Here is a 23,113-nt window from a genome sequence, read left to right as displayed (position 1 = left end):
TCATCCGGGAGTTGGCCGTTAGCCTAGCTGCGCACTATCCCCAAGGCAACCAAGGCCCGATGCGCTACGATCTTGTCGACCGCCATTACCCGATGGAGCCCGACCCGGCCTTCCGCCGCCGGGCGGCCTGGATTCTGGCGCAACTGTCGGCCTTGCCAGCCGGCGCACGGGTGCTGGACCTGGGCTGCGGGCAGGGCTTCTACCTGCCGCTTTATGCCGAGTTGGGGCTGATCGCGACGGGGGTAGAGCTTGACCCCCTGCCCCGCGCCGAAGCCGAACGGAAGGCCGCCGCTCTGGGTTTCACCGTGCTTTCCGCCCGGGCCGAGGACCTGCCGTTGCCGGATGCCCACTTCGATGCCGTAGTCATGTCCGAAGTGTTGGAGCATCTGACCGACCCCGCCGCGGCACTGGCCGGGGTCGCCCGCGTGTTGAAGCCGGGCGGGATATTCTTGGCCACGGTTCCGAATGCCGATTACCCCTTTGCCTGGGATCCGGTGAACTGGCTGCTGGAGTGCATGCGCTTGCGCCCCATTCGCTCTGGCCTTTTCGCGGGCATCTGGGCGAACCACGAGCGCCTTTACCGTCCTGTTCAGCTGTCGGAACAGGTTTCCGCCGCCGGCCTGGTTCCCGGTCCGGTGATCCGCCAGACCCGCTTTTGCCTGCCGTTCACCCACAATCTGGTCTACGGCTTTGGCCGCGCGCTGCTGGAGGGCGGTTTCCTGCCCAAGCGATGGACCGCCGGCGGGCTGCGCGGCGGCGCGGTCGAGGCACGCCCTCGTCCCCGGCTGCTGAACCCGGTGGCCTGGGGGGTCGGGTTGATCCGTCTGGTCGACCGGTTGAACCGTGACCAGACCGCCAGCCGGACCAGCCAGAACCTGTGCCTGGCGGCGCGGAAACCCTAGGGCGCGACCGGGTTCAGCCCCTTGTTATAGGGGTGCCAGTCGCTGACGTCCGGGTAGTGCCGTTTGCGCCAGGCCTTGACCCTGCGGTTCATCAGCCGCTTCCAGATCGGCGGAACCATCGCAGCCATCGTCATCAGCGGATAGCCGTAGGGCAACTGCGGCGCCTGGTGCTTGGGATAGGTCTGCAACAGCGGGAAACGGCGGTCAGGCTTGTAATGATGGTCCGAGTGACGCTGGAGGTTGATCAGCAGCCAGTTCGACGCCCTGTGCTCAGCGTTCCAGCTATGGCGCGGCAGGACGTGTTCATACTTGCCCTCGCCCAGATGCCGGCGCGTAAGGCCGTAGTGTTCGATGTAGTTCACCAGCTCCAGCTGCCAGATCGCCGTGACGGCCTGCACCAGGAACAGCCCCAGCCCGGACCATCCGCCCAGCGCAATCGCCAGCGCAAGCATCGCGCCCTGCAGAACGGCATAGCGCCAGAACGGGTTCGACCGGTGCCACCAGGGCAGCCCCCTGCGCGCCAGCATTGCCACCTCGGCCCGCCAGGCGGACGGCGGGCATTGCAGCAGCACGCGCGGGAAAAAGCGATGGAACCCCTCATTATACCGCGCCGTCACCGGGTCGCGCGGGGTGCCGACGTGGATATGGTGGACCCGTAGATGTTCGGACCGGAAATGCGAATACAGGACCGAGGCCAGCAAAAGATCGGCCAGCCAGCGTTCCAGCCGCGATTTCTGGTGCATCAACTCGTGGCTGTAGTTGATCCCGATGGTCCCGGCGACCACACCCATCCCAAAGAACAGCGCGATCCGTTCGCCCGTATCCAGGTGGTCGGCCCGGGGCACATACCATAGCATTGCGACCAGCAGCGCGAACTGAACCGGGAACCAGACCAGCGTCACCGCCTTGTGCCAGGTCAACGCGCCTTCATCCGCATGGGGGTCGGGATTGTCGCGATTCAGCCCGGTCAACGCGTCCAGCAACGTAAAGAGCCACCAGGTCGAGATCGGCAACAGCGCGATGGTCCAGCCGCCATAGACCATGCCCACCACCGCAAGCGGTGGCAGGCACATCGACAGCCAGAACGGCAGGGCTAGGGGCACAGGGCTCATCCCCGGCAATCTAGTGCGACGGACAGCAGCGCGAAAGAGGCGGTGCAGAGTAGCAGCCCGCTCGTTACCCACAATTCAAGGCAATTTCTCAACGATGCCAACCCTGGCCAGGTCCCAGGCCTTGCGCATCACCGTGGGCAGGTCGGCGGGTCGGAAGTCGGTCATCTGGACCCAATCGCCCCGCGCGGCCGTCCCCTCGGCCCGGCCCACCAGAACCTGCAGGATCAGATGGAAATGCGTGAAGGTATGGCGCACCTCGCCCAACTCCTGCCAGTCGGCTTCGGCCGGCACCACACCCCCCGCGCCATCCCAACCATCGCCAGGCAGGCCCAGCATCCCACCCAGAAGCCCGCGCTCGGGTCGCCGCTCCAAAAGGACCGCGCCGTCGCGGTGCGCCAGCCAGACCGTGCCCCGCCGCACCGGCTTGTCCGCCTTGGGCGTCTTGCGCGGCAGTTCGGCCTGGACCCCCTCGGCCCGGGCGGCGCAGGCGTGGCTCCAGGGGCAGATCCCGCAGGCCGGGCTGCGCGGGGTGCAGATCGTCGCGCCCAGGTCCATCACCGCCTGGGCATAGTCGCCGGGTCGGTCCACCGGGGTCAGCCTCTGGGCCAAGGCGGTCATCGCGGGCTTGGCGGCGGGCAGCGGCGTCTCGACCAGGAACATCCGGGACATCACCCGCTCCACATTCCCGTCCACCACCGTCGCCGCCTCGTCGAAGGCAATCGAGGCGATGGCGCTGGCTGTATAGGGCCCGATCCCCGGCAACTCCAACAGCCCGGCGCGCGTCGTGGGAAACTGCCCGCCATGATCCGCGACCACGGCCCGCGCGCATTTCAGCAGGTTCCGCGCCCGGGCATAATAGCCCAGCCCCGCCCATTCCCCCATCACCGCCGCATCCTCGGCCGCCGCCAGCGCCGCCACCGTCGGCCAGCGTGCGGTAAACCGGTGGAAATAATCCTTCACCGCCGCGACCGTGGTCTGCTGCAGCATCACCTCGGACAGCCAGACGCGATAGGGATCGGGTCGCACCCCCCCGGCCCGATCCTGGGGCGCGATGCGCCAGGGCATGACGCGGGCGTGGCGGTCGTACCAGGCCAGAAGCTGGGCGGATAGGTCATCGGTCATCGCGGCGAAGATAGCGGCTGCGGGCGGCAATGCCAGAGGCCGAAGCCTCACCCTCGCGTCACGCGATCTTTATGGTCTGAAACGCAATGCCTGCTGGCAGGACCGCCCTGCCGCGATAGAATACAGCCAAATGGCGCGCAAACCGCTCACCTCTCCCTCTGGCGAACACCGCATGCGCGGGTTCGAGTCCGCTTTCGGGCTGATGAAGGATTCGGTCCGCGCCGCCGGCGAATCGCGGGGCTTTGCCGTCGCGCGCCTGCTGACCCACTGGCCCGAGGTTGCGGGCGAGGAAATGGCGCGCAAGACCCGGCCGGTGAAGATCGGTTACGGCAAGGGCGGGATGGGTGCCACCCTCACGCTTTTGGTCAAGGCGGCCGAGGCGCCGATGGTCCAGATGGCGCTGCCGGTTCTGAAGGAACGCGTGAACGCCGTCTACGGCTATGCGGCGATCAGCCACATCCACCTGACCCAGACCGCAGCCACCGGCTTTGCCGAGGGTCAGGCCGAATTCGCCCCCGCGCCCAAAGCCGCGCGGCAACCCGACCCCACCGTGCAAGCCAAGGCGCGCGAGACCGCCGACGGTATCGCCGATCCCGGCTTGCGCAGTGCCCTTGAACAGCTGGCGCAAAACATCTTAACTCGCCCGCGCATGAAGAAGGACGCCTGACGATGCTGAAACTGAACCGCCGCGCAATGATCGCCCTTGCCGCCGCCGCGACCGCAGCGATGCCCCCCGCGCTGGCACAAGAGGCCGACCCCGCGACCGCGGCCCCTGGCGACTTTTCGCTGGGTTCGCCCGATGCGCCGGTCAAGATCGTCGAATACGCCAGCTACACCTGCCCGCACTGCGCGACCTTCCATGCGAACGTGTTCAAGAACCTGAAGGCCGAATACATCGATACCGGCAAGGTCCACTTCACCCTGCGCGAGGTCTATTTCGACCGCTACGGCCTTTGGGCCGCGATGGTGGCGCGCTGTGGTGGCGACATGCGGTACTTCGGCATCCACGACATGCTGTTCGACCAGCAGCAGGACTGGGCCGCCTCGCAGGACCCGATGGAGGTTGTCGGCAAGCTGAAGACGATCGGCCTTGCAGCGGGTCTGGACCAGGCCGGGCTGGATGCCTGCCTCAACGACCAGGCCAAGGCCGAAGCCCTGATCAAGCAGTTCGAGGCGAACATGGCCGCCGACGGGGTGACCGGAACGCCGACGATCTTCGTCAACGGCGCCAAGCATTCCAACATGGGTTGGGCCGACTTCAAGGCGATCATCGACGCCGAACTGGCCGGCTGACATGCCCGCGCCGCTGGAGGGCATCCGCGTCATCGAACTGGCGCGGATCCTGGCCGGGCCCTGGGCCGGGCAGACCCTGGCCGACCTGGGCGCCGACGTGATCAAGGTCGAGGCCCCGGAAGGTGACGACACCCGCCGCTGGGGCCCCCCGTTCATCGAGGCCGGGGGCGAAAAGACCGCGGCCTATTTCCATGCCGCAAACCGGGGCAAACGCTCGATCACCTGCGATTTCCGCACGGCCGAAGGGCAAGAGGTCGTCCGCCGCCTGGTGGCCGACGCCGACGTGGTGCTCGAGAATTTCAAGGTCGGCGGGCTGGCGAAATACGGACTGGACTACGACAGCCTGCGCGCCCTGAACCCGCGGCTCATCTATTGCTCGATCACCGGCTTCGGCCAGACCGGCCCCTATGCCCACCGCGCGGGATATGACTTCATCATCCAGGGCATGTCCGGGTTGATGAGCGTGACCGGCCCGGCCGATGGCCAGCCACAGAAGGTGGGCGTCGCGGTGACGGACATCTTCACCGGCGTCTATGCGGCCACCGCGATCCTTGCGGCCCTGGTCCAGCGCGGCCGGACGGGCGAGGGGCAGCAGATCGACATGGCGCTGCTTGATGTGGCGACCAGCATCATGGCGAACCAGGCGATGAACTACCTCGCCTCGGGCAAGGCGCCGGGGTTGATGGGCAACGCGCATCCCAACCTAGCGCCTTACGCGGTGTTCGACTGCAAGGACGGCTGGCTGATCCTGGCGACCGGGAACGACGGCCAATACCAGCGCCTGTGCCGGCTTCTGGGCCTGGACGACATGGCGACCGACCCGAAATTCCTGACCAACGCCGACCGCATCGCCCACCGGGCCGAGATGACGGACCGCCTGACCGCCGCGACGCGGACCTGGGCCAAGGCCGACCTTCTGGCAGCCTGTGAGGCCGAGGGCGTTCCCGCCGGGCCGATCAACAACATGGCCGAGGTTTTCGCCGATCCGCAGGTCATCGCCCGCAACCTGCAAATCGCGCCCGAGGGGCTGCCCGGGGTGCGCAGCCCGATGACCTTCTCTGGTGCGAAATTGTCGTTCGACCGCCCGGCCCCCAGACTGGGGCAGCACCAGGACGAGGTTCTGAAGGACTAAAGCCCCAGCCGGTCCAAGGCCGCGTCCAGCGCCGACCAGTCCGCCAGCCGCAGCCGCACCACCAGCGTCAACACCTTCGGCCGCCAGGCTGGGGGCAGTCGCGCTGCGTCCTTCTCGGTCGTGACCAGTTGCGCACTGGCCCCGGCCGCCTCGGCCTCCAGCCGGCGCAAAAGGGTTTCCGACAGCATCTCGTGGTCCGACAGGGCCTCGCCGCGGACCAGCTCTACCCCCTCGCCCCGCAGCGTCGCGAAGAAACGCGAAGGATCAGCGATGCCGGCAAAGGCCAGCACCCTTTGCCCGGCCCAGTCCATCCCCATCTGCAACGGCTCCAGCCGCGCCTGCAGCCGGGGAACCGCGACCGCCGCGCCCCAAATGGCGTCGAACCGCGCCTGCGCCGCCGCATCCCCGATGGTCAGCACCAGATCCGCCCGGGCAAGGCCGACCGCCACCGGCTCTCGCAACGGACCGGCGGGGATGCAGCGGCCATTGCCGAACCCTTTTGCCGCGTCCACCACGACCAACCCCAGCGATGGCAGGACGGCCGGATTCTGGAACCCGTCATCCAGCAGGATCACCCGCGCGCCTGCCGCCTCGGCCGCGCGCACGCCCTCGGCCCGATCCTTCGCTACCCAGACCGGACCAAAGGCGGACAGCAGCACCGGCTCGTCCCCAACTTCCTCGGCCTGATGGTCCGATGTGACGCGCACCGGGCCTTCCAGCCGGCCACCATAGCCCCGGCTAACCACATGCACCGCATGGCCGCGCGCCGTCAGCCGCTCGATCAAGGCGATGATGGTCGGAGTTTTCCCCGCCCCACCAGCCACCAGATTGCCGACACAGATGACCGGGACCGATGCCCGATACCCCGTTTGCCGCAAGCGTCGCGCCGTCGCTGCGGCATAGACCCAGCCCAAGGGCGCCAGCAGGCGCGGCCAAAGCCCGGGATGGCTGGGGGCACGCCACCAGAAGCCGGGCGCGCGCATCAGGCGTCGTCCAGGATGGCACGCACCCGGTTCATCACGGCCTCGGTCACCTCGGCCCCGTCACTGATCACGGACCAGGCCGCATGGGCCAGACGCGCCGCGCGGTCGGGCGCAAGTAGGTCGCCCAAAGCTTCGCCCAGATCGACGGCCGAGGCGACGGCCCGCGTCGCCCGCGCCGCACCCAGTCGCCCGAACAGCGGCCCATGGCCCCCGGTGCGCGGCCCGTGCAGGATGGCCGAGCCAAGGGCCGCAGGTTCTGCCGGGCTGCGCGTTGGCCCCTTGCCGATCAGGCTGCCGGCCAGATAGCTGATGGGCGCCAGCCGATACCACAGCCCATATTCCGCCGGGTTGTCGACGATGAAAACCTCGACCTCGGGCTCTGGCTCTTCGTCCAACGACCGCTGCGCGACTATGCAGCCCTCATCCTCCAGCCGCTGCGCCAGGACGGCAGAGCGTGTCGGATCAAGTGGCATCATGATCATCAGCAACCGGTGCGAGTGCTGCACGGCAATGCGATGCGCCTGGATTACGGCAGTTTCTTCATTCTCGGGCACCCCGGCGGCGAACCAGACCGGGCGCGACGCGATCATCCGGGCAAGGGCGGCGCGCTCCGCCTCCAGGCAGGGCGGAACGCTGTTTTCCTGCTCCATCCGGCCGACGACTGCCACCGCGGAAAGGGCGCCACCCGCCTTGCGAAAGGCGCGCGCGGCAGTCTCATCCACGCACCCGATATGGCGAAAGCGCGACAGCAGCGCCCGCATCAGACCGGGATACCAGCCGTCCCGCTCTCGCAGGAAGGCAGGGTTTTGGCCATTTACCATCAGCATGGGGATCTTCCGCTCGGCCGTCTCGTGCATCGCGGCCGGACGAAGCTCACCATCGGCGAAGACCGCGACTTCGGGACGCCAATGATCAAGGAAGGCCCGCGCCTCGGGTGGGGTGTCGGCAGGCGGCGGCTGCAGGATCACGCCCGCCCTTGGCGTAGGCTGGCCCGGACAGGTCAGCAGGACACCAACCCCGTCCTCCTCGGCCAATCGGTGCGCCAGAGCCAGCATCGCGCCAGCCGTGGATTCGCTGGGCGCATGCAGCCAGACCAGACGCCCGGCCGGCCGTACCGGCCGGGCGGCCCCGGCGCCCGGCTCGCGCCGCTGCCCCAGGTTGTACAGCGTCAGTCCCAGCGAAGCCGGCATGATTTACGCGCCAAGTTCCTCGGTCGTCGACCCGGATTTGGCCTCGTCCCGCAGACGATGAATGTGGGCGATGAAATAACGCATGTGGGCATTGTCCACCGTGCGCTGGGCCTCGGCCTTCCACGCCTGGAAGGCCGTTTCATAGTTCGGGAACATGCCCACGATGTGAATCTTCGAAACGTCGCGGAAGACGTTCACTTGCGGATCGGTAAGCTCGCCGCCGAAGACAAGGTGCAGGCGCTGGGTCATGGCAGACTCCGTGATTTGAACGCGGCGAACCTATCGCCTTCGGCACTCCGGGGGAAGATGGGGGCCTGTATTCCGGCAGTCAGGACTTGCGCTGCAGGTCATGAAGGGCAACATTACTGTCGGCGCAGGGTGCGCCCACTTTTTAACATGGGGGTTGTCCGTGGAATTCCAAGACCTTATCGGCTGGCCGCTGGTCTACATCTTTATTGCTCTGTTCATTATCCTCAGCATCTTCCTGGGGGTCCGCATCGTTCCGCAATCCGAAAAGCATGTTGTCGAACGATTTGGGCGACTGCGTTCGGTCCTCGGGCCGGGGATCAACTTCCTGGTGCCCTTCCTGGACCGCATCGCGCACAAGGTCTCGGTCCTGGAGCGGCAGCTGCCCACGGCCAGCCAGGATGCGATCACGGCCGACAACGTTCTGGTCAAGGTCGAGACCTCGGTCTTCTACCGGGTCACGGAACCTGAAAAGACCGTCTACCGGATCCGCGACGTCGACGGCGCCATCGCGACCACGGTGGCCGGCATCGTCCGGTCCGAGATCGGCAAGCTGGAGCTTGACCAGGTCCAGTCCAACCGCGCCCAGCTGATCGAACGGGTGCGCGAGCAGGTGACGGCGATGGTCGACGACTGGGGCGTCGAGGTGACGCGGGCCGAAATCCTGGACGTCAACCTGGACGAGGCGACGCGGTCGGCCATGCTCCAGCAGCTGAACGCCGAACGGGCCCGCCGCGCGCAGGTGATGGAGGCCGAGGGCAAGAAACGCGCCGTCGAACTTGCCGCCGACGCCGACCTTTATGCCGCCGAGCAGCAGGCCAAGGCCAAGCGGGTGACTGCGGATGCCGAGGCCTATGCGACCGGGGTGATCGCGGGGACGATCAAGGAAAGCGGTCTGGAGGCCGCGCAGTATCAGGTCGCGCTGAAGCAGGTCGAGGCGATGCAGGCCATCGCTTCCGGGACGGGCAAGCAGACGATCCTGCTTCCGGCCAACATGCTGGAGGCCTTCGGGGATGCCTTCAAGATGCTGAAAGGACGGCCGTGACATGCTGACCGAGCTTGCCGGAACCTGGTGGGCCTGGGTGGTCCTGGGCTTCGCCCTGGGGGTGCTGGAGATCCTTGCCCCCGGCTACATCTTCCTGGGGTTCGCCATCGGGGCGGTGCTGACCGGGATCGTGGTGGCGGTCGGCGTGCCGGCCGGCCTGCCGGCGCTGCTGGTGGTCTTCGCCGTCGCCTCGCTGGTCGCCTGGCTGATCTTGCGCCGGACGATGGGGGTGCGGCAGGGCCAGGTGAAGATCTGGGACCGGGATATCAACGACAACCCGTGAGTGTCCACGGTGGACAGAATCGCATTACCAAATCAGAACAAAGGCTTACGCGCGGGCATTAACCGCGCGTTTACTTTTCTGAACCGGCGGCATTTGCGACGGATCGAGGCCGGACCCCGGCTTTTCGACGCCTAGGCCGTGGCCTTCGTCGGCGCCAAGGCGGCGTTCTTTTGCGGGGCCTCTGTCCTGGTCTACCTGCGCGACGCGACACCGGGCCTGCGCTGGCCCGGCCTGTGGGACCTGCCCGGCGGCGGGCGCGAGGGGGCGGAAAGCCCCGAGGACTGCCTGCTGCGCGAGTTGGAAGAAGAGTTCGGGCTGCACCTTCCCCCCGACCGGCTGATCTGGCGGCGGACCTTCCCGTCGATCATCGACGCCGCAAGGGACTCGGTCTTTTTTGGCGGCTGGCTGACCCGCCAGGAAATTGGCCGCATCCGCTTTGGCGACGAGGGCCAGGGCTGGGAGTTGATGCCCGTTCAAGGATTCCTGTCCCACGCAAAGGCGGTGCCCGAGATGCAGCGGCGCGTGGGGATCGTCTGGGGGGAGATTGGCGGCTTGCCCGCTTGACCCGCCAGGGGGAACCTGTGACGCCACGCTTTCAAGGCACCCAATCGGCCGCCAGAAACCTGACTTGCCGGGAGGGACGGTCGCTCCCTGACCATCGTGCAACCGCAGATTTGCGTTTACGCGACCAGAGACAGCTGGCAAAGGCTATGCAGCTTCGGCCGAGGTTGCCCAGCTGCCGAACTGTGGATTGGAGCGAGTTGAATGGGTCTGAGACGCGAACTGCGAAAGCTGATTTCACGCTCTGCACGACGGGGCGACAAGCAAAGCGCGCCGAGGCTTGGCTTTGATCACGAGGCTGCGGCAGAACTGGCGATTCCGCGGGTCCGCGACCGGACCATGATCGCCCATCCGGCCTTGCTTTCGCTTTGGGCGCAGGTGCGCCATTGCGAGGTTGCCGGACTTCCCGGCGCCTTCGTCGAATGTGGGGTGTGGAAGGGCGGTGCTGCCGGTCTGATGGCCCTGGCCAACCAAGCTTATTCCACAACGCGTCGGCCGCTGCATCTGTTCGACATCTTCGACAATATTTGCGAACCGGACCCCGAACTGGATGGAGAGCGGGCGCTGAACGAGGTCAAGCAATTTGCTGGCCGCGACCGTACCACCCTGACCGGCAAGATGGAGTCGCTGACCGGCGTCTATGACCATCTGGGCGGACCGGGCGATGCCGAACTGGTTGAACGCTTCATCGCGGATGAACTGGGCTATGGCAGAGAGGCCACCTTGGTCCACAAGGGGTGGTTCCAGGATACCATTCCGGTGGTGGAGACCGGGCCGATCGCCATTCTGCGTCTGGATGGGGATTGGTATGCATCGACCAAGATCTGCCTGGACCATCTGTACGAGCGGGTCGTCCCCGGCGGATTCGTGATCGTCGATGACTATGGCACCTATGAGGGCTGTCAGAAGGCCGTGGACGAACTGCTGGCAGGGCTCCCGCAGCGCCCGTTCCTGAACGTGGTGACGGCGGATGTGCGCTATTGGATCAAGCCGGAAGCTGCGTCCATGGCCGCTTGATTGGTCCGGGCGTTAGGGTCGACGAATCGTATCGCCGGGCTCAAGCGTCGGGAACAACTCTTCCACCTGCGAGGACTCCGGCGCGTCGGCGATGATGCGGGCGGCCTTGCGGCCGATCTCCAACCGGCAGGCGTCCATCGTGGCAAGCTTGCGGGGAAGGCCGTCCAGAAGCTCGACCCCGTTGAAGCCGGCAAGGCCGATGCGGCCGGGCACGTCGATGCCCTGGGCCAGGCAGTAGAGCAGGCCCCCTGCCCCGATCATGTCGTTGGAATAATACAGGAAATCCACCTTGGGCGAGCGGGTCAGGACCGCTGCCGTCATCTCGCGCCCCTTCAGCAGCGCCGAACCGCCAGAGTAATATTCGCGGTCCACCAGTGCGAGGCCCGCCTTGGCCAGCGCCTCTTCAAACCCCTCCAACCGCTTTTTGGCGCGGAAGTCGTTCGGCATCTGCGTGCCCAGGAAGGCGATGTTGCGGTAGCCGGCGGCAATGATCGCCTCGGCCATCTGGCGGCCGGCGCGGCGGTGCGAGATGCCGACGGCATGGTTGATGGGATCGCCGTCGATATCCATGATCTCGACAATCGGGATGCCGGCGCGGGCCAGCATGGCGCGGGCGGCGGCGGAATGTTCCAGGCCCGCGATGATCATGCCGGAGGGGCGCCAGGACAGCATCTCGTAGATGACGGATTCCTCGCGGTCGGGCAGGTAGTTGGTGACGCCGACGACGGGTTGCAGACCGGTGCCGTCCAGCACCTCGGAGATGCCGGTCATCACCTCGGGGAAAACCATGTTGGACAGGGACGGGATCACCACGCCGACCAGATTCACGCGCTGCGAGGCCAGCGCCCCGGCGATCTTGTTCGGGACGTAGCCCAGGGCGCGCGCGGCCTCTAGCACCTTGGCGCGGGTCGGGGCCGAGACGTCGCCCCGGTTTCGCAGAACGCGGCTGACGGTCATTTCCGAGACACCGGACGCCTCGGACACGTCGCGAAGGGTCAGCGTATGGCGGGGGTCGGGCGTCGGCTTGGTCACGGTGGGCTTCCGGGGCAGGGTTCCCCATTGTTAGCGCCAAAGGCGGGGCTTGTCCAAGGCGCTTTCGCCTGCTATGTTTGCGCTAACAGCCGCCAGTGCTGGCCATATCTGCCGCGTCCATGCAAGCTCTCAACCCGGATGTGGCGGACCAAAGGGGGGGTAGTGGGCCAAACTTGCCTCCCCTTTTCTTTTGCGGCGGTTGAAATGGCAACGAATTCATCGCATGACGAGGGTGTGGCCCCGTAGCTCAACGGATAGAGCGTCCCCCTCCTAAGGGGAAGGTTGCAGGTTCAAGTCCTGCCGGGGTCGCCAGCGGGGACAGATGCGCAGGGCGGGAGAGCTTGAACGGTTCCTGACAGCGTCGGCAGCGGCCTTGCGGGCGGCCTGCCACGGCGAGGCGCTGCGCGTGGCCGAGACGGTGATCGCGCGGTTCGGGGCGGTGGGCGCCAGCGGTGGGGCGGCGGCTCGGTTGCCGGTGTGCGACTGGATCGCGCCGGCGCTGGCGGGGCGGGGGTCGGACCTGGCGCGGGCCTTTGCGGCGGTCGAGGGGAAGCTGGCCTGGACAAGGCGCGCATCGGCCCGGCCGGATGAGCGGTTCTGGGACGGGCACGCCAATGCGGTGATCCTGGGACCGGGGGGATTTGAGGTGCGGTCGGACCTGTGGATCGGCGCAACGGTGATGGCGCCCGGCATGGCGTATCCGCAGCACGATCACGCCCCCGAAGAGGTATATCTGCCGCTGTCACCGGGCGAATGGTGGAACGCCGCGATGGACTGGACAGATCCGGGGCCAACGGGCTGCATCTACAACCCGCCGGGGATCGCCCATGCGATGCGGTCGGGCGAAGGCCCGTTTCTGGCGCTGTGGTACCTGCCGCTGTGAGACGCCGGAAATCGGAGATTTCCGTGACGATTTCCGTTCGGAAATCGCCGTTGCGCCTGGTCAGAAGTCCAGGTTCTCGACCGACAACGCGTTCTGCTGGATGAATTCGCGCCGGGGTTCCACAACATCGCCCATGAGTTTGGAGAAGATGTCGTCGGCCTCGGCCAGGTCATCGACCTTGACCTGCAACAGCGTCCGCGCCTCGGGGTCCAGGGTGGTTTCCCAGAGCTGGTTCGGGTTCATCTCGCCCAGCCCCTTGTAGCGTTGAAGCGTGAGGCCCTTTTCGCCCTCGGCCAGGATCGACTTCAGCAGGTCGATGGGCCCGTGGATTGCCTGCTCACGATCCTTGCGCACCAGGCGGGCGGGGTCGCGGTAGAGATCGCGGGTCTGCCCGGCGACCTGGGAAAGACGCCGCGCCTCGCCCGAGCGGAGGACGGCACCGTCCAGCGTGCGCAGTTCTTCGACCCCGCGCAGGATGCGGGACAGGCGGATGCCGTGGTCCTGAGTGATGCGGCCGGACCAGCCACGCTCGAACTCTTGCGCGATCATGTTCAGGCGGCGGGCGACGGTGTCGGCAACGGCCTGAAGGTCAGCGTCGGCCTTGCCCGGATCGAAAGCGCCGGCAAGGGCGGCCTGCTCCAGGATCGGGCGGGGGTAGTGGGTGGGGAAGGCGTCCAGCACCCGACGGAACTGGCGCGCAGCCTCGACCACGCGGGCAAGGTCGTTGCCGGCAATCTCTTGCCCATCGGTCAGGCGCAGGACCGCGCCCTCGGTGCCCATCTCGATCAGGTAATCTTCAAGCGCGGCCTGGTCCTTCAGGTAGACCTCGGACTTGCCGCGGGCGACTTTGTACAGCGGCGGCTGGGCGATGTAGAGGTAGCCGCCCTCGATCAGCTGCGGCATCTGGCGGAAGAAGAAGGTCAGCAGCAGCGTCCGAATATGCGCGCCGTCGACGTCGGCGTCGGTCATGATGACAACCTTGTGGTAACGCAGCTTCTTGATGTCGAACTCATCCCGCCCGATCCCGGTGCCAAGGGCGGTGATCAGTGTCCCGATCTCCTGACTGCCGAGCATCCGGTCGAAGCGGGCCCGTTCCACGTTCAGGATCTTGCCGCGAAGGGGCAGGACGGCCTGGTTCGACCGGCTGCGTCCTTGCTTGGCGGAACCGCCGGCGCTGTCACCTTCGACCAGGAAAAGTTCCGACTTGGCGGGATCGCGTTCCTGGCAATCGGCCAGCTTGCCGGGAAGGCTGGCCACGTCCAGCGCGGTCTTGCGGCGGGTCAGTTCGCGGGCCTTGCGGGCGGCCTCGCGGGCCAAAGCCGCCTCGATGATCTTGCCGACGATGATCTTGGCGGGACCGGGGTTTTCCTCGAACCATTCGGACAGCTTTTCGTTCACCAGATTTTCAACCGCCGGGCGCACTTCCGAGCTGACCAGCTTGTCCTTGGTCTGGGAGGAGAATTTGGGGTCCGGCACCTTGACCGACAACACACAGGTCAGCCCCTCGCGCGCGTCATCGCCGGTGAAATCCACCTTCTCGCGCTTGGCGATGCCGGAAGATTGCGCATAGCCGGTAATCGTGCGGGTCAATGCGCCCCGAAAACCGGCCAGATGCGTGCCGCCGTCGCGCTGGGGAATGTTGTTTGTGAACGGCAGTACGGTTTCGTGGTAGCTGTCGTTCCACCACATCGCGACCTCGACCCCGATGCCGTTCTTTTCACCCACCATGTAGATGGGTTCGGGCATGACCGAGGACTTGGACCGGTCGATATACTTGACGAATTCGCGGACGCCGCCTTCGTAGAAAAGCTCGATCTTCTGCGGTTCGGCGTGGCGCTCGTCCTCCAGCACGATCCGCACGCCCGAGTTGAGGAAGGCCAGTTCGCGCAGGCGATGTTCCAGCGTCTTGAAGCTGTATTCCAGGTTCGAGAACGTGCCTTCCGGCCGGTTGGTCTTGGCGCTGGCCAGAAAGCGGACCATCGTGCCCTTCTTGCCGGGCGCGGGGCCCGCCTCATGCACATGGACGGTGCAGTCGCCATCCTCGAACCGGGCGCGGTATTCTGTGTCGTTGCGCCAGACGGTCAGTTCCAGCCATTCGGACAGCGCGTTCACCACCGAAACGCCCACGCCGTGCAGACCGCCCGAGACCTTGTAGGCGTTGCCGCCTTCGTCCGTGTTGTTGAATTTTCCGCCGGCATGCAGCTGGGTCATGATGACCTCGGCTGCGGAGACGCCTTCCTCGGCGTGCATGTCGACGGGGATGCCACGACCGTTGTCGCGGACCGAAACGCTGTCGTCGGCATGGATCTTGACCACGACTTCGGTCGCGTGACCGGCCAGCGCCTCGTCAATGCCGTTGTCCACGACCTCATACACCATGTGGTGCAGACCCGAGCCGTCGTCCGTGTCGCCGATATACATGCCGGGCCGCTTGCGAACGGCCTCCAACCCTTTGAGAACCTTGATGGAATCAGCACCGTAAGAGGCGGTGTTCTTGGGCTGGTCAGCCATGCGTGGGAACCCTTGTCGTTGCCCGCGATTTATAGCGGTTTGGCCGGGGAATGTCACCCCTTACCCACAAGATTTGGGGGTCAGAGCAGCGGGATCGCCAGACCGACGCCGATCAGAAGCGCGCCCGAAATCACGTTCAGCCGGCGCACGCTTTCCGGGCTGGACAGAAGCCGCCGCGCCCGGTCGAGAAAGAGGGCAAGGCCCAGGTTTCCCGCCATCGGGATCAGCGCCGACAGCGCGATGATGGCCGCCACATCCAGCCCGGTCAGCCGGTCCAGCGTGAAGAAGCCCGGCAGGGCGCCCATGTAGAACAGGATCGCCTTCGGGTTGCCGATGACGGCGGCAAGCCCGACGGTGAAGCCGGCCCACATGCCCGGCCGGGTCAGCCGGCTGTCGGCATTCAGGGCGGCGGCCGGCTTGCGGATCAGCATCACGCCCATCACCAGGAAGATCGCGGCGGCCACCCAGCGCAGGACCGCCAGGAAGTCGCCATAGGCGCTTTCGATCCAGGACAGCCCCAGGATCGCGGCCAGCGGCCAGATCAGATCGCCCAGCGCAACGCCGATCGCCAGGGGCCAGGCCGCCGCGAAACCGCCCGCCAAGGCGCGCGCCGTCAGCGCCACCCAGACGGGCCCGGGGACGATCCACAGCCCGGCCATTCCCAGCGCGTAGAGGGCAAGCTCGTATAGCGAAACGCTCATTCGTTAATCCTGTCGGATATGTGAACCATCGTTCGATTCTTCGACGGTCAGAAGCTGGCCACGCGGACCGAGGGCCTGGAAAAGCTCGGACTCGGTCCCGGTCATCAGGGCTTGCGCCTGCAGGGCACAGATTTCGTCATAGAGTGCCGCGCGGCGTTGCGGGTCCAGATGCGCCGCGACCTCGTCCAGAAGCAGGATCGGCGCGCGGCCAAGGTCCTGGGCCAGCGCCCGCGCGTTGGACAGGATCAGGCTGATCAGCAGCGCCTTCTGCTCGCCGGTCGAGCATTGGTCAGCGGGGGTGTTCTTGGCGCCATAGCGGGCCAGAAGGTCCGCCCGGTGCGGCCCGACAAGGGTGCGCCCGGCAAGAAGGTCGCGGCGGCGGTTGTCGGCCAGGGCCTGGGCCAGATCGGCGGGCTCTTCGGTGCCGTCGGCGGCGAGCAGGGTGAGATCGGCGCTGGGGAAGGCGCTGTCGGTGTCTGTGGCCGTGGAAATCCGGGCCAGTGCGGCGCGGCGGTTGGCGGTGATCTCGTGCCCGGACTCGGCCATCTGGGCCTCAAGCGCGGCGTACCAATGCGGATCGGTCACCTGATCCCGGATCAGGCGGTTGCGGTCGCGCATCGCCTTTTCATATGTGAGCGAGTGTTCACCATGCTCGGGAAAGAAGGACAGCGTCAGGCGGTCCAGAAAGCGGCGCCGGCCTTCGGCGGCTTCGATCCACAGACGATCCATGGCCGGAACCAGCCAGAGGATGCGCAGGACGCGGCCCAGGCTGCCCTGGGTTGCGGCCTTGCCATCGATGCGAACCTGCCGCGACTCGCCCGGTTCGGCCCAGGTATCCACCTCATGCGTGGCAGCAAGACCGCTGACACTGGCGCTGATCTTCCAGCCCAGCGCCTCGGGCCGGCGGGCCAGATCCTCGGCCGCGGCGCGTCGCAGGCCACGGCCGGGGGACAGCAGGGAGATGGCCTCGAGTATGTTCGTCTTGCCGGCACCATTGCGACCGACGATGGCGACCGGCCGGCCGTCAAACTGTAGCCGCTGGGCCTTGTGGCTGCGGAAATGCGACAGGGCGAGGGTTCGGATCGCCAGACCGCCCACCAGGTCAGCCTTTCAATACAAGGGCTTGGTCAGACCCGCATCGGCATGACGACGTAGACCGCCGAGGTGTCATTGCCTTCGCGCATCAGGGTCGGATCGGCCGCCGAGTTGAACAGGAACACGGCATTCTCGCGGTCGACCTGGCTGGCGATTTCCAGCAGGTACTTGGCGTTGAAGCCGATCTCCAGCCGTTCGTCACCATAGGCAACCGCCAGTTCTTCCTCGGCCGCGCCGCTGTCGGGCGAGTTGACGGAAAGGATCAGCCGGTCCTCCTCCAGCGACAGCTTCACCGCGCGCGAGCGTTCGGACGACACGGTCGCCACACGATCGACGGCCTTGGCGAATTCCGAGGCGTCGACTTCCAACTTGCGGGTGTTTCCGGTCGGAATGACGCGGGTGTAGTCCGGGAAGGTGCCGTCGATGACCTTGGAGGTCAGGGTGATCACCGGGGTGGCGAAGCGGACCTTGGTTTCGGACACAGAGACCGCGATGGTCGCGTCGTCGTCGTCCAGCAGTTTGCGCAACTCGCCCACCGTCTTGCGGGGGACGATGACGCCGGGCATCCCGTCCGCCCCTTCGGGCAGGGGCGCGTCGATCCGGGCAAGGCGGTGGCCGTCGGTGGCCACGCAGCGCAGGACGCGGCCGCCCTCGCCCGTGGAGACATGCATGTAGACGCCGTTCAGGTAATAGCGCGTTTCTTCGGTGGAAATCGCGAACTTGGCCTTGTCGAACAGCCGACGCAGGACCGGAGCAGGGGCCGAGAAGTTTGAGGAATACTCCGAGGTCGCCATGACCGGGAAGTCCTCTTTCGGCAGCGTGGCCAGGCTGAAGGTGGACCGGCCGGCAGTGATCGTCAGGCGGCCTGCGGCAGCATCCTCGGTCAGGTTGACCAGGGCGCCATCCGGCAGTTTGCGGACGATTTCGTGCAGCATCACCGCCGAAACGGTGGTGGCGCCCGCGCGTTCCACCATGGCGGGGGCGCGGTCCACAACCTCGATATCCAGGTCGGTGGCGCGGAACGAGACCTGGCTGCCCTCGGCCTCGATCAGCACGTTGGCCAGGATCGGAATGGTGTTGCGGCGTTCGACCACCGACTGCGCCTGTGCCAGCGCCTTCAGAAGCGTGGCGCGTTCGATCGAGAGCTTCATCTGGCTTCCCCCTGCCGACCCGTTGAAGGGACGACGAATTTATCCGGTTTTCACCGGTTCACAAGTGTTGGATCGGACTGTGAAAGGCTTTGCGAGGGCCGTCAAGTGCGGCCCCTGCCTTAGCCCTGCAGAAGGCGACGCAGGAGCTGAAGATCGTCGGCCAACTGGCTGTCCGTCGTCATCAGCTCTTCAATCTTGCGCACGCCATGCATGATGGTCGTGTGATCCCGGCCCCCGAAGCGGCGGCCGATCTCGGGCAGGCTGCGCGGGGTCAGCTGCTTTGACAGATACATCGCCACTTGCCGGGGCCGCGCGATGTTGCGCAGCCGCTTTGGCCCGATCATGTCGGACAGGCGGATGTTGTAATGCTCAGCCACCTTGCGCTGGATTTCCTCGATGGAAAGCTTGCGGTCTGAGGAGCGCAGGATGTCGGCCAGGCAATCCTGGGCGAGGTCGAGCGTGATCTCGCGGCCGACGAGGCTGGCAAACGCGAAGAGGCGGGTCAGCGCGCCTTCCAGCACGCGGACGTTGGTGGTGATGCGGTGCGCCAGGAATTCCAGCACGCCATCGGCGATGACCAGGCCGCGATACTGGCTGCGGTAGTGGTCAACCTTCTGCTGCAGGATGCCAAGGCGAAGCTCGTAATCGGTGGGGTGAAGGTCAACCACCAGCCCACATTGCAGGCGCGACTTGATGCGGTCCTCAAGATCCTTGATCTCTCCCGGCGCGCGGTCGGCCGAGATGACGATCTGCTTGTTCTGGTCAACCAGGGCGTTGAAGGTGTGGAAGAATTCCTCTTGCGTGGAATCCTTGCCGGCGATGAACTGGACATCATCCACCATCAGCACGTCGACCGACCGGAACAGTTCCTTGAAGTCCATGACCTGCCGTTCACGCAGGGCCTGGACGAAGCGGTACATGAACTGTTCGGCCGAAAGATAAAGGACGCGCAGCTCGGGGCGGCGGGACTGCAGTTCATGCGCGATGGCGTGCATCAGGTGCGTCTTGCCAAGACCGACGCCACCATAAAGGAAGAGCGGATTGAAGGTCACCGGCCCGCCCTCGGCCACCCGGCGGGCGGCGGCATGGGCCAGTTCGTTCGGCTTCCCGACGACGAAGCTGTCAAAGGTGAAACGGGAATCGAGCGGGGCGCCGGGCAGATCCTCGTCCGCGGCCTTGCGGCTGCTGGCGGGTTTGGCGGCGGGCTTGGCCGCTACGGCCGCCCGAGGTTCGGCCGGCGCGCCCACGGCAAACTCCACCCGGTCCACCGCCGCACCGGCGCTGGTCAGCTGGGTGCGGATATGGTCGGCATAGTTGCGCTGGACCCAGTCCCCGAAGAAGATCGTCGGCACCTCGAAACGGGCGACGCCGTTGTTCAGGAGAGAGAGCTTGAGCGGTTCGATCCAGGTGACATAGTTGTTTTTCCCAACGCGCTTGATCAGTTCTTCGCGAACCTGACCCCAAGTTTCGTTCGTCATTCTTGTCGCCTGTCAAATTCCTGAACCGGCAGAAAAGCCACCGGACACACCCCTCACCCGCAACCCACGCGGCCCCTGCAAGAAAGGGCTGCCATGACGCATCGACCGGAGGGACAGGCCAGCACGAGTTCCGGACTGCCGAGATTCGGCAGCCGTTCCCGTGCATGACGCGACGGCGGAATGCCGTCGTTAAATCATTGATCACGATAGAGAAACCCAGATCCTACGGCGCGGCAGCGCCCGGTCCGTGCAGCAGCTTTTCCATCGCGACCCAGTCTTGTCCCCCAAGACGGCGTGAATCGCAGGGAGACGCTAGCAAGCCCGGCGCAGGCGCTGCAACCGAACAACGCGCTTGACAGAGGTTCCCGGAAACCGAATCCGGGACCCCTTGCAAATCGGCAACGGGGTGCCGGAATCCGCGTATTTCCGGGCGGAAAAAACCAGAAGGGCGCAGTCGGTGTGACTGCGCCCTTCTGTTCCGGATTCGGTCCCGCTTAGACCTTGGCGACGGCCTTCACGCGTGACGAGAGGCGCGACATCTTGCGGGCAACGGTGTTCTTGTGCAGCACGCCCTTGGTCACGCCACGGGCCAGTTCCGGCTGGGCGGCCTTCAGCGCGGCTTCGGCGGAAGCGGCGTCGCCCGAGGCGATGGCTTCTTCGACCTTGCGCAGGAAGGTGCGGATGCGCGAACGACGCGCCTTGTTGACGGCGTAGCGCGCTTCGGACTGGCGGGCGCGTTTCTTGGACTGTTCGGTATTGGCCATTTTGGCGGTCCTTCGGGTCTTTCGGTTTCAGGTTGCACGAAAGACCACAAGGCCCCGACCTGGGGTCGGGAGTGATTCTTGCCTAAGCGGGCCCACGCGCATGTGGGCTGCCCTATAGGCGAGTTCGGCGGGAAAGGGAAGCCCCCGGAACGCTCGTCGATGACTTCGTCACTCCTCGCCGGCCTTCGACGAGAAGGCGCAGCCGCACTAGGCGGGCCTAGCGGTCGCGGAACTGCGGCTGGCGCTTTTCCAGGAAGGCGGCCATGCCTTCCTTCTGGTCCTCGGTCGAAAACACGGCGTGGAACATGCGGCGTTCGAAAAGCATCCCTTCGGCCAGGCTGGTTTCCTGGGCGCGGTTGACGCATTCCTTGACCACCATGGCGGTAAGCATGGATTTCTCGACCACCTTCTGCGCGGCCTTCATCGCCTCTTCCATCAGCGACTTGGCCGGGACCACGCGGGAGACAAGGCCGCACCGCTCTGCCTCGGCGGCATCCATGAAGCGGCCGGTCAGGTGCATGTCCATCGACTTGGACTTGCCCACGGCGCGCGTCAGGCGCTGGGTGCCGCCCAGGCCGGCGACGATGCCAAGGTTGATCTCGGGCTGGCCGAACTTGGCGGTGTCGGCGGCGATGATGAAATCGGCCAGCATCGCCAGCTCGCACCCGCCGCCAAGGCAATAGCCCGAGACGGCCGCGATGATCGGCTTGCGGGCGCGGGCGATAATGGCGGCCTCGGGGCCGAAGAGGTCGTCAAAGAACACGTCGATGAAGCTTTTCTCGGCCATCTCGCGCACGTCGGCGCCGGCGGCGAAGGCTTTCTCCGATCCGGTGATGACGACGCAGCGGACGCGTTCGTTCTGTTCCGCCGCCGTGACCGCCGCCGCAAGCTCGCGCATGAGGGTGGAGTTGAGCGCATTCATCGCATCGGGGCGGTTCAGCCGGATCAGGGCGACATAGTCCTCGATCTCGACGATCAGTGTCTCATAGGCCATGGCGGCCTCCCCTTCTGGCAGTCGGGGTGACTCCTAGCAGCAAACGGCAGGATGGCAAGTCAACTCTGGCACTTCGGGCACCAGAAGGAGGAGCGGCCGGACTGCACGGTGCGGGTGATCGTGCCGGTGCAACCGGGGGTTTCGCAAGGGTCGCCCTCACGGTCATAGACCTGAAAATGCTTGGAAAAATAGCCCAATTCACCCGAAGCCTGCCGAAAGTCGCGCAAGCTGGAACCGCCGGCCTCGATCGCTTCGGCCAGAACGTCGCGGATGATCGGGACCAGGGCGCCAACCTGGGGTTGCGAGAGGTCGCCCGCAAGGCGAAGCGGGCTGATCCGGGCGCGATACAGCGTTTCGGCGACGTAGATGTTGCCCAGGCCCGCGACGATGCGCTGGTCCAGGAGCGCCGCCTTGATCGGAGTCCTGCGCCCCTGAAGCCGCACCGTGAGGTAGGGTTCGTTGAAGTCGTTGCCGAAGGGTTCCGGCCCCAGACCTTTAAGCAGCAGGTGGTCCGCGGCCCGGTCGGTGGCCATCAGGTCCATCGCGCCAAAACGGCGGGCGTCGTTGAAGGTGATCCGGGCGCCGCCTTCCATGTGCAGGACGACATGGTCATGTTTCTGCGGCGCCAGATGGTCGTGGTAGTAACTGCCGATCTGCGCGCCCGAGATCAGCATCCGCCCCGACATGCCAAGGTGGACCAGCAGCGTCTCGCCACTGTCGAGGTCGGCCAGGATATACTTGGACCGCCGCCGCAGCGCGGTGACCTTGCGGCCGGTCAGCCGGTCGGCCATGCGGTCGGGCAAGGGCCAGCGCAGGTCGGGGCGGTTGACCTCGGCCTGCGCGATCACCGCGCCTTCCAGCACGGGCAGCAGGCCGCGGCGGACGGTTTCGACTTCAGGAAGTTCAGGCATTGACCATCCGGTTGCGCCGGATCTGGGCCAGCGCGAAATCCTTGAATTCTTCGATCCCGACGCTGTGCTTCAAGACCTTGGCCCTGCCGCCGGGGTAGAAGTGAAGATGCAGTTCATACGCGCCGTCATCCGTAATCCGCGCCAGGTCCTTCCACCGAAATTCGCGCCGGAAGTACATCATCCGGGTCACGATCAGCATGTCGCGATCATAGCGCGTTTCGAAACTGAAGATATAGACCACACCGTTCAGCGCAGCCAGAAGGCAGAGGACGATAATGGCAGTTCCGTAAGGGCCAGGATCAGCGACCTCGAACCCGTTGAAGGTCTCCAGCGTGGTCACTTGGTAGGCGGCGTAGAACATCGCCACGCAAAGCCCCACTGCGACCAGTTTGACGCCCATTGCGGGCCGCAGCACCCGCTGGTCCAACGAGATCTGGGCCGGTCCGCCAGTGCCGACATGGGCCAGCTGGTCATAGTGCCAAGGGAGGGCTGCCCCATGGATCAGCCCGGCGGGGCCGATGGTGCCTGCGTCCTTGTGTCGTTCGCTCTTGTGCCGCCGAAGGCTTAGCTTGCGCCAGAACAGGAAGATGCGCAGCAGGATGATACCGACCACCAGGATAAGGCCCGGAAGAAGTTGAGAGAGGATGCCATCCAGCGCAAAGAGGTCATCCGGCGGCATGGGCACACTTTCACAACGAGGTGGTTTT

General features: G+C 65.9%; 24 protein-coding genes and 1 tRNA gene. 10 read left to right on the top strand and 15 right to left on the bottom strand.

What is annotated here, in order from left to right; all coding sequences use genetic code 11:
* Positions 1-59 precede the first annotated feature (59 nt).
* Positions 60-902 carry a class I SAM-dependent methyltransferase gene (locus CXR42_RS11510; RefSeq protein ID WP_180996038.1) on the top strand — a complete coding sequence of 281 codons (843 nt, stop codon included), beginning with the start codon at positions 60-62 and terminating at the stop codon, positions 900-902.
* On the opposite strand, the gene CXR42_RS11505 is transcribed toward CXR42_RS11510, so the two are convergent.
* Positions 899-2,014 (bottom strand): alkane 1-monooxygenase, encoded by a 1,116-nt coding sequence (locus CXR42_RS11505; protein WP_103257661.1) that lies wholly within the window; start codon positions 2,012-2,014, stop codon positions 899-901. The genes CXR42_RS11510 and CXR42_RS11505 overlap by 4 nt on opposite strands.
* Before the next feature lie 75 nt (positions 2,015-2,089).
* Positions 2,090-3,136, bottom strand: a complete 1,047-nt coding sequence (gene mutY, locus CXR42_RS11500) for an A/G-specific adenine glycosylase (RefSeq protein ID WP_103257660.1) — start codon at positions 3,134-3,136, stop codon at positions 2,090-2,092.
* 130 nt (positions 3,137-3,266) lie between these two features.
* On the opposite strand from mutY, the gene CXR42_RS11495 reads away from it, so the two are divergent.
* From CXR42_RS11495 to CXR42_RS11485, 3 genes are read left to right on the top strand one after another with little or no spacing between them, the layout of a single operon-like run.
* Positions 3,267-3,803 (top strand): DUF721 domain-containing protein, encoded by a 537-nt coding sequence (locus tag CXR42_RS11495; protein WP_245875423.1) that lies wholly within the window; start codon positions 3,267-3,269, stop codon positions 3,801-3,803.
* A gap of 2 nt (positions 3,804-3,805) precedes the next feature.
* Positions 3,806-4,429 carry a DsbA family protein gene (locus CXR42_RS11490; protein ID WP_103257659.1) on the top strand — a complete coding sequence of 208 codons (624 nt, stop codon included), beginning with the start codon at positions 3,806-3,808 and terminating at the stop codon, positions 4,427-4,429.
* Position 4,430: 1 nt separating this feature from the next.
* A complete protein-coding gene (locus tag CXR42_RS11485) occupies positions 4,431-5,561 on the top strand; it encodes a CaiB/BaiF CoA transferase family protein (RefSeq protein WP_103257658.1) in 1,131 nt (376 codons plus the stop codon).
* Here the strand turns inward: CXR42_RS11485 and lpxK are convergent.
* From lpxK to CXR42_RS11470, 3 genes are read right to left on the bottom strand one after another with little or no spacing between them, the layout of a single operon-like run.
* A complete protein-coding gene (gene lpxK / locus CXR42_RS11480) occupies positions 5,558-6,544 on the bottom strand; it encodes a tetraacyldisaccharide 4'-kinase (RefSeq protein WP_103257657.1) in 987 nt (328 codons plus the stop codon). The two genes, CXR42_RS11485 and lpxK, sit on opposite strands and share 4 nt — an antisense overlap.
* Positions 6,544-7,734: a 3-deoxy-D-manno-octulosonic acid transferase gene (locus CXR42_RS11475; RefSeq protein ID WP_103257656.1), complete on the bottom strand. Its 1,191-nt coding sequence runs from the start codon at positions 7,732-7,734 to the stop codon at positions 6,544-6,546. The genes lpxK and CXR42_RS11475 overlap by 1 nt, the downstream gene beginning before the upstream one ends.
* A 3-nt stretch (positions 7,735-7,737) precedes the next feature.
* Positions 7,738-7,983, bottom strand: coding sequence for a DUF4170 domain-containing protein (locus CXR42_RS11470; RefSeq protein WP_103257655.1), 246 nt, complete (start codon positions 7,981-7,983; stop codon positions 7,738-7,740).
* Between the two features lie 160 nt (positions 7,984-8,143).
* On the opposite strand from CXR42_RS11470, the gene CXR42_RS11465 reads away from it, so the two are divergent.
* The 4 genes from CXR42_RS11465 to CXR42_RS11450 all read left to right on the top strand — a co-directional run bounded on the left by CXR42_RS11465 (position 8,144) and on the right by CXR42_RS11450 (position 10,886).
* Complete coding sequence (locus tag CXR42_RS11465; protein ID WP_245875422.1) at positions 8,144-9,025, top strand: SPFH domain-containing protein; 882 nt, start codon at positions 8,144-8,146, stop codon at positions 9,023-9,025.
* 1 nt (position 9,026) lies between these two features.
* A complete protein-coding gene (locus CXR42_RS11460) occupies positions 9,027-9,308 on the top strand; it encodes an NfeD family protein (RefSeq protein WP_103257653.1) in 282 nt (93 codons plus the stop codon).
* A 138-nt stretch (positions 9,309-9,446) separates the two neighbouring features.
* Positions 9,447-9,872 (top strand): NUDIX hydrolase, encoded by a 426-nt coding sequence (locus tag CXR42_RS11455; protein WP_103257652.1) that lies wholly within the window; start codon positions 9,447-9,449, stop codon positions 9,870-9,872.
* A gap of 201 nt (positions 9,873-10,073) precedes the next feature.
* Entirely contained in the window at positions 10,074-10,886 is an 813-nt protein-coding gene (locus CXR42_RS11450; RefSeq protein WP_103257651.1) for a TylF/MycF/NovP-related O-methyltransferase, read from the top strand.
* Positions 10,887-10,898: 12 nt separating this feature from the next.
* Here the strand turns inward: CXR42_RS11450 and CXR42_RS11445 are convergent, their stop codons facing one another.
* On the bottom strand, positions 10,899-11,918 hold the full coding sequence (locus tag CXR42_RS11445) for a LacI family DNA-binding transcriptional regulator (RefSeq protein ID WP_103257650.1): 1,020 nt from the start codon (positions 11,916-11,918) through the stop codon (positions 10,899-10,901).
* 236 nt (positions 11,919-12,154) lie between these two features.
* On the opposite strand from CXR42_RS11445, the gene CXR42_RS11440 reads away from it, so the two are divergent.
* Positions 12,155-12,230, top strand: a tRNA-Arg gene (locus tag CXR42_RS11440).
* A gap of 10 nt (positions 12,231-12,240) precedes the next feature.
* On the top strand, positions 12,241-12,801 hold the full coding sequence (locus CXR42_RS11435) for a dimethylsulfonioproprionate lyase family protein (RefSeq protein ID WP_103257649.1): 561 nt from the start codon (positions 12,241-12,243) through the stop codon (positions 12,799-12,801).
* Between the two features lie 60 nt (positions 12,802-12,861).
* Here the strand turns inward: CXR42_RS11435 and gyrB are convergent, their stop codons facing one another.
* From gyrB to CXR42_RS11390, 9 genes are all read right to left on the bottom strand, one after another.
* Positions 12,862-15,312, bottom strand: a complete 2,451-nt coding sequence (gene gyrB, locus CXR42_RS11430; protein ID WP_103257648.1) for a DNA topoisomerase (ATP-hydrolyzing) subunit B — start codon at positions 15,310-15,312, stop codon at positions 12,862-12,864.
* Between the two features lie 80 nt (positions 15,313-15,392).
* Positions 15,393-16,013 (bottom strand): LysE family translocator, encoded by a 621-nt coding sequence (locus tag CXR42_RS11425; RefSeq protein ID WP_103257647.1) that lies wholly within the window; start codon positions 16,011-16,013, stop codon positions 15,393-15,395.
* A gap of 3 nt (positions 16,014-16,016) precedes the next feature.
* Positions 16,017-17,111 (bottom strand): DNA replication/repair protein RecF, encoded by a 1,095-nt coding sequence (recF, locus tag CXR42_RS11420; RefSeq protein WP_103257646.1) that lies wholly within the window; start codon positions 17,109-17,111, stop codon positions 16,017-16,019.
* Between the two features lie 29 nt (positions 17,112-17,140).
* Positions 17,141-18,259, bottom strand: a complete 1,119-nt coding sequence (gene dnaN / locus CXR42_RS11415; protein WP_103257645.1) for a DNA polymerase III subunit beta — start codon at positions 18,257-18,259, stop codon at positions 17,141-17,143.
* 119 nt (positions 18,260-18,378) lie between these two features.
* Positions 18,379-19,737: a chromosomal replication initiator protein DnaA gene (gene dnaA, locus CXR42_RS11410; RefSeq protein WP_103257644.1), complete on the bottom strand. Its 1,359-nt coding sequence runs from the start codon at positions 19,735-19,737 to the stop codon at positions 18,379-18,381.
* A 494-nt stretch (positions 19,738-20,231) separates the two neighbouring features.
* Positions 20,232-20,501, bottom strand: coding sequence for a 30S ribosomal protein S20 (rpsT, locus tag CXR42_RS11405; protein ID WP_103257643.1), 270 nt, complete (start codon positions 20,499-20,501; stop codon positions 20,232-20,234).
* Positions 20,502-20,718: 217 nt separating this feature from the next.
* The gene (locus CXR42_RS11400; RefSeq protein WP_103257642.1) at positions 20,719-21,495 is read right to left on the bottom strand and encodes an enoyl-CoA hydratase; all 777 of its coding nucleotides are present in this window, start codon (positions 21,493-21,495) and stop codon (positions 20,719-20,721) included.
* 59 nt (positions 21,496-21,554) lie between these two features.
* Positions 21,555-22,406 carry a bifunctional DNA-formamidopyrimidine glycosylase/DNA-(apurinic or apyrimidinic site) lyase gene (gene mutM / locus CXR42_RS11395; RefSeq protein WP_103257641.1) on the bottom strand — a complete coding sequence of 284 codons (852 nt, stop codon included), beginning with the start codon at positions 22,404-22,406 and terminating at the stop codon, positions 21,555-21,557.
* Positions 22,399-23,085 (bottom strand): hypothetical protein, encoded by a 687-nt coding sequence (locus tag CXR42_RS11390; RefSeq protein ID WP_103257640.1) that lies wholly within the window; start codon positions 23,083-23,085, stop codon positions 22,399-22,401. The genes mutM and CXR42_RS11390 overlap by 8 nt, the downstream gene beginning before the upstream one ends.
* Positions 23,086-23,113 lie beyond the last annotated feature (28 nt).

It is taken from the genome of Tabrizicola aquatica (genome assembly GCF_002900975.1).
GTDB lineage: Bacteria > Pseudomonadota > Alphaproteobacteria > Rhodobacterales > Rhodobacteraceae > Tabrizicola > Tabrizicola aquatica.
This window is presented reverse-complemented; position numbering and strand designations above follow the sequence as displayed.

Coding starts and splice junctions, on each gene's coding strand:
- CXR42_RS11510 (WP_180996038.1), top strand. CDS start 60: ATGCGCTACGATCTTGTCGACCGCCATTACCCGATGGAGCCCGACCCG.
- CXR42_RS11505 (WP_103257661.1), bottom strand. CDS start 2,014: ATGAGCCCTGTGCCCCTAGCCCTGCCGTTCTGGCTGTCGATGTGCCTG.
- mutY (WP_103257660.1), bottom strand. CDS start 3,136: ATGACCGATGACCTATCCGCCCAGCTTCTGGCCTGGTACGACCGCCAC.
- CXR42_RS11495 (WP_245875423.1), top strand. CDS start 3,267: ATGGCGCGCAAACCGCTCACCTCTCCCTCTGGCGAACACCGCATGCGC.
- CXR42_RS11490 (WP_103257659.1), top strand. CDS start 3,806: ATGCTGAAACTGAACCGCCGCGCAATGATCGCCCTTGCCGCCGCCGCG.
- CXR42_RS11485 (WP_103257658.1), top strand. CDS start 4,431: ATGCCCGCGCCGCTGGAGGGCATCCGCGTCATCGAACTGGCGCGGATC.
- lpxK (WP_103257657.1), bottom strand. CDS start 6,544: ATGCGCGCGCCCGGCTTCTGGTGGCGTGCCCCCAGCCATCCCGGGCTT.
- CXR42_RS11475 (WP_103257656.1), bottom strand. CDS start 7,734: ATGCCGGCTTCGCTGGGACTGACGCTGTACAACCTGGGGCAGCGGCGC.
- CXR42_RS11470 (WP_103257655.1), bottom strand. CDS start 7,983: ATGACCCAGCGCCTGCACCTTGTCTTCGGCGGCGAGCTTACCGATCCG.
- CXR42_RS11460 (WP_103257653.1), top strand. CDS start 9,027: ATGCTGACCGAGCTTGCCGGAACCTGGTGGGCCTGGGTGGTCCTGGGC.
- CXR42_RS11450 (WP_103257651.1), top strand. CDS start 10,074: ATGGGTCTGAGACGCGAACTGCGAAAGCTGATTTCACGCTCTGCACGA.
- CXR42_RS11435 (WP_103257649.1), top strand. CDS start 12,241: ATGCGCAGGGCGGGAGAGCTTGAACGGTTCCTGACAGCGTCGGCAGCG.
- gyrB (WP_103257648.1), bottom strand. CDS start 15,312: ATGGCTGACCAGCCCAAGAACACCGCCTCTTACGGTGCTGATTCCATC.
- CXR42_RS11425 (WP_103257647.1), bottom strand. CDS start 16,013: ATGAGCGTTTCGCTATACGAGCTTGCCCTCTACGCGCTGGGAATGGCC.
- dnaN (WP_103257645.1), bottom strand. CDS start 18,259: ATGAAGCTCTCGATCGAACGCGCCACGCTTCTGAAGGCGCTGGCACAG.
- dnaA (WP_103257644.1), bottom strand. CDS start 19,737: ATGACGAACGAAACTTGGGGTCAGGTTCGCGAAGAACTGATCAAGCGC.
- rpsT (WP_103257643.1), bottom strand. CDS start 20,501: ATGGCCAATACCGAACAGTCCAAGAAACGCGCCCGCCAGTCCGAAGCG.
- CXR42_RS11400 (WP_103257642.1), bottom strand. CDS start 21,495: ATGGCCTATGAGACACTGATCGTCGAGATCGAGGACTATGTCGCCCTG.
- mutM (WP_103257641.1), bottom strand. CDS start 22,406: ATGCCTGAACTTCCTGAAGTCGAAACCGTCCGCCGCGGCCTGCTGCCC.
- CXR42_RS11390 (WP_103257640.1), bottom strand. CDS start 23,085: ATGCCGCCGGATGACCTCTTTGCGCTGGATGGCATCCTCTCTCAACTT.